The organism is Paraburkholderia lebeckiae, assembly GCF_014201005.1.
GTDB classification, from domain to species: Bacteria; Pseudomonadota; Gammaproteobacteria; order Burkholderiales; family Burkholderiaceae; genus Paraburkholderia; species Paraburkholderia tuberum.
Window position 1 is genome coordinate 1 of sequence record NZ_JACHDK010000037.1, and the last position, 3,543, is coordinate 3,543.

Genomic DNA, 3,543 nt, shown 5'->3' on the forward strand with positions numbered 1-3,543 from the left:
CGAACGTGACTCAGTCGTTGAGATGGCGTCGATCGGCGCAAATAAACAGCCTCTGGCTGCATGAGTGAGGCGACAACCTGCTTGACGCGCGCCGTCTGGCATCGGTCCATTTCGACCAACATAGCGCGCGGATAGAAGGAACAGGCCGATAAAGAGCGCGATCTTGAAAAGCCTACGGACAAGTGTTGCCATACGTGATGACCTCAATTGTTCCGTATGCCTTAAGCCCCGAATTGCCGGCAGCAATGGTCATGGTGTGCAGCAGCGCGGTACGGATTGTCAGAAAATCCGTACGGCTCGGCAGGGTAATGCACCCGAGTGAAAGCCCATCGCCACCCGCCGGATGTAGCCTGAACTGGCCGCGCTCTACTCCATTAATCCAGGTCGTGTCGTCAATTTTTCCGTCGTCCCGATACAACGCGAACCATTCGGAATGGTAAGACGGTCTGCCTTTGAATGCATTAACAGTGTCTTTAATGCCAGCAAAAGCCTGTGAGCGAATGCCACCCGTAGGGCGGTCAACAATCCAATATTTGCCTGCCGGGAGCGGTCCGTTCTCGGCAATCGAGGTACAACCCCTCGGTTCCGATAGACGGCGTTGCCTGAATACGCGTAGAATGTGCCGACGCTGAAAAGTGTGAGCGGTGATAACGGCTCGTTATTCACCAAAAACCTACCCCTATAAGCCATTGTCACGCCCCCTTATCCGCGCTCATTCCATGAATCTGTGTATTTGATATTGCCGTCGAGATAGTGCCACGTGATGCTTTCATACATCAGCGAAACGGCCTCAACGTGATTGAGCAACGAGTCGGGTGACAGCTTGGTATTCATCATGCCGGGATTGATGCCGCAGACCTTTACGCCTTCGAGTAGCATCACGAAATAAACTTCCTCCTTCCCCGCGTCGTTGATGCGATACCACTTTATCTCAGCAGACTGCAACGTTTGCCCCTTTGCCACGGCCTTGTAAAGATAAGGCGTAGCAGCGTCAAACTCCTTTTCTAACGCAACTGGCGAGTGCGAGCGCGCGCCGGTAATCTTGCCGTTAGCCGCATCAACCGGCAGATTCACGCCGTGGCTGAAACCGATAATTTCAATGCTTCCCTCGCGATTCTGAACGGTTGACGAGCCTTTGATGTCTGCGCCGCCATCATCTTTCAGCCACATATGGGCAGGAATTGGCATCTTGAATTTTTCCTTGAATGGTTAAATGAGCGCTGCATGGTTACGATCTCATTTTTAATAAGGTATGCACTACGAACGGACAATCTTTTACCCGGATACGCAAGCATTTACAACGGGGATGCTATGCACTATCAATACCTTGACGTGATTTAACAAACATCGGAAGTGTGACTGCGATCTGATCGAGCGCAGCGCGCAGGCAAAAAAAGACCCGCGCGATGCGGGTCGGGTGGATGTCCTGCGATCAGGTCTCGGATCGCTGGCGCTTCGCCTTCCCTGGCGGCTTTATCTGCGCCTTGCCTGAGTCCGGGGCGTGCGTGGCCATGAAAATGCCCATCGAAGTGGTGGCGAACAGGTGCAGCGCCGCGCCAGCGAGAAAGAGCGCGACCGATCCTTCAATCGGTACGTGCAGCCCGCCGCGCACGATGAAGGTGAGCGAGAGCGCCGCCGCGGCGACGGCGGCTCGTCCGACACGCGTGTGGCCGCGACGCAGCCGACCTATCGGAAGCATGCGAGTGAAAACCAACGCGCTCAATGAGTTGAGCGAGTCATGAGCCTGTTGTCCACAGGCTTGTGCCCAGCTTCTGTGGGTATCTTGAGTGGTTATCGAAACGCCTGCAGAGAAGGTCGAACGGGGCGTGAGGACATCGTTTCCGTCTCCTCAAAGTCACGCCGGCGGGGCCGTTCACGGAACTCGGGGCGGGCAGCCGCTAGCTCGGGCGGCTGCCGTTACGACAGAAGCGATCTGGATAACAGGCTCAGAAAAAACACGCAGCTTTAACCTCTGAAAATGCCCAAAACGGAAGTTATCTGGTTAAATTCCCGGAAGCCAGTCGAGTTCGTCCACATATACCGGCGACGCTCGCGCGCGGCAATCTATCCGCTGTCCAATATAGGGATCGTCAAGACACATGGAGAATCTTTTCGTCGAAATCGGTCCGGACAGATGGGCCTTCCTGCTGGATATGCTCACCGCGTTCTCAATTCGTCTGTGCGCCGCTGCGGGCATACTGGTGATCGGATGGTGGGTCGCGCGCCGGGCTTCGATGTCGCTGAGCCGGCTCCTTGCGCGTCAATCACGCATGGATGCCACGCTGCGACCGATCCTCTGCGACATCGGCCTGTGGGGCATTCGCATTGTCGCGATCGTCGGTGCGCTGTCGCAGTTAGGCATCCAGACGGCCAGCATCATTGCCGTGCTTGGCGCAGCCGGTCTTGCGGTCGGTCTCGCGCTGCAAGGCACGATGCAGAACATCGCGGCCGGCATCATGCTGCTAGTGTTGCGGCCGTTCAAGGTCGGCGACTATATCGAGGGCGGAGCCGGCAGTGTCGCGGGCACGGTCGACGAAGTCAATCTGTTCACGACGCGTCTCACCAAACCCGACGGCATCTGCGAATACGTGCCGAACAGCGCGTTGTGGAGCAATTCGATCCGCAACTTCAGCCGTAATCCGATGCGCCGGCTCGATCTCGAAGTGGAGATCTCGATCGGTGACGATGTGGATCGCGCGCTTGAGGCGCTGCGCACGCTCGCCGCAGCCGACCCGCGTGCGCTCCGCGATCCCGCGCCGCAGGTGATGGTCATCCGCTTCGACGACAGCACGGCGGTGCTGAATATCCGTGTCTGGTCGAACACGGACATGTTCTGGACCATGCGCTGGGAACTCGCGCGCCGGGTGCGTCAAACACTGACCGACGCGCAATGTTCGCTGCCGTTTCGCACCCGTGAATTGCACATCGTGCCGAGTGCGACGGCCGCGTCGGCCACCGACACAGCAGCCGGTCAGGCAGGGTCATCCGCGATCAGAGAACCGGAGCAGGGGGTGTAACCCCGGTTCTTCGATCCCGCGGCTTGTTGACAAGCTGGCATCTCCCGTTAGTACAGGTAACGCGCGCCCGCATTCAGCAACCAGCCACCAGCCACGGAATCCCGCGTTGCCGAACGACTACTGGTAAGAAACGCGGCCACAGGGCGAGAGATTTCGGCGTGTTCGTGCCATTCATCTCCACGTTCTTGCCACCGGCAAACGCATACAGCACGTCAATGCCCGGATACGGCATGAGGCGACCGCTCGCGATGTCGAATGGTCTGGTCACGCGCGCCCCGAGCCGGCCGATCAACTCATTCTGCGAGTCGATGTTGACCGCCAGCCCGTCGGCGTCAGCCGTGCGCCCTCAGATGCTGGCCAACCAGTTGCAGCTGAGACTCAACGTCGAAGTGTTCAGGCAGCGCGAACGGGTAGTCGGCTTCAACCGATGCCGCATAGTTGTTATTGGTACCGCGCCGAGTTGGACCATTGGGCGATCAAGCGACGCACGCGGTCTAAGCCGCCGAACGATTCTACGAACTAGCAA

Annotated in this window: 3 protein-coding genes and 3 pseudogenes; 1 reads left to right on the forward strand and 5 read right to left on the reverse strand. The window is 58.0% G+C overall.

What is annotated here, in order from left to right:
* The 4 genes and pseudogenes from HDG39_RS34745 to HDG39_RS32785 form a co-directional block, all read right to left on the reverse strand.
* Positions 1 to 192, reverse strand: a pseudogene (locus HDG39_RS34745) (hypothetical protein); the annotation flags it as partial.
* Positions 173 to 690: pseudogene (locus HDG39_RS32775) on the reverse strand (DUF2778 domain-containing protein). The pseudogenes HDG39_RS34745 and HDG39_RS32775, both read right to left, overlap by 20 nt.
* Positions 691 to 702: 12 nt before the next feature.
* Positions 703 to 1,188, reverse strand: coding sequence for an Hcp family type VI secretion system effector (locus HDG39_RS32780; RefSeq protein WP_026226129.1), 486 nt, complete (start codon positions 1,186 to 1,188; stop codon positions 703 to 705).
* A gap of 244 nt (positions 1,189 to 1,432) precedes the next feature.
* Positions 1,433 to 1,723, reverse strand: a complete 291-nt coding sequence (locus HDG39_RS32785) for a hypothetical protein (RefSeq protein WP_184012248.1) — start codon at positions 1,721 to 1,723, stop codon at positions 1,433 to 1,435.
* Between the two features lie 376 nt (positions 1,724 to 2,099).
* Between HDG39_RS32785 and HDG39_RS32790 the strand changes: the two genes are divergently transcribed.
* A complete protein-coding gene (locus tag HDG39_RS32790; protein WP_184012196.1) occupies positions 2,100 to 3,017 on the forward strand; it encodes a mechanosensitive ion channel family protein in 918 nt (305 codons plus the stop codon).
* 73 nt (positions 3,018 to 3,090) lie between these two features.
* On the opposite strand, the pseudogene HDG39_RS35985 reads toward HDG39_RS32790, so the two are convergent.
* Positions 3,091 to 3,342 (reverse strand): annotated as a pseudogene (locus HDG39_RS35985) (autotransporter domain-containing protein); the annotation flags it as partial.
* Positions 3,343 to 3,543 lie beyond the last annotated feature (201 nt).

Excerpts from the sequence above, each read along its gene's own strand:
- HDG39_RS32790 (WP_184012196.1), top strand. The coding sequence starts at position 2,100 with ATGGAGAATCTTTTCGTCGAAATCGGTCCGGACAGATGGGCCTTCCTG.
- HDG39_RS32780 (WP_026226129.1), bottom strand. The coding sequence starts at position 1,188 with ATGCCAATTCCTGCCCATATGTGGCTGAAAGATGATGGCGGCGCAGAC.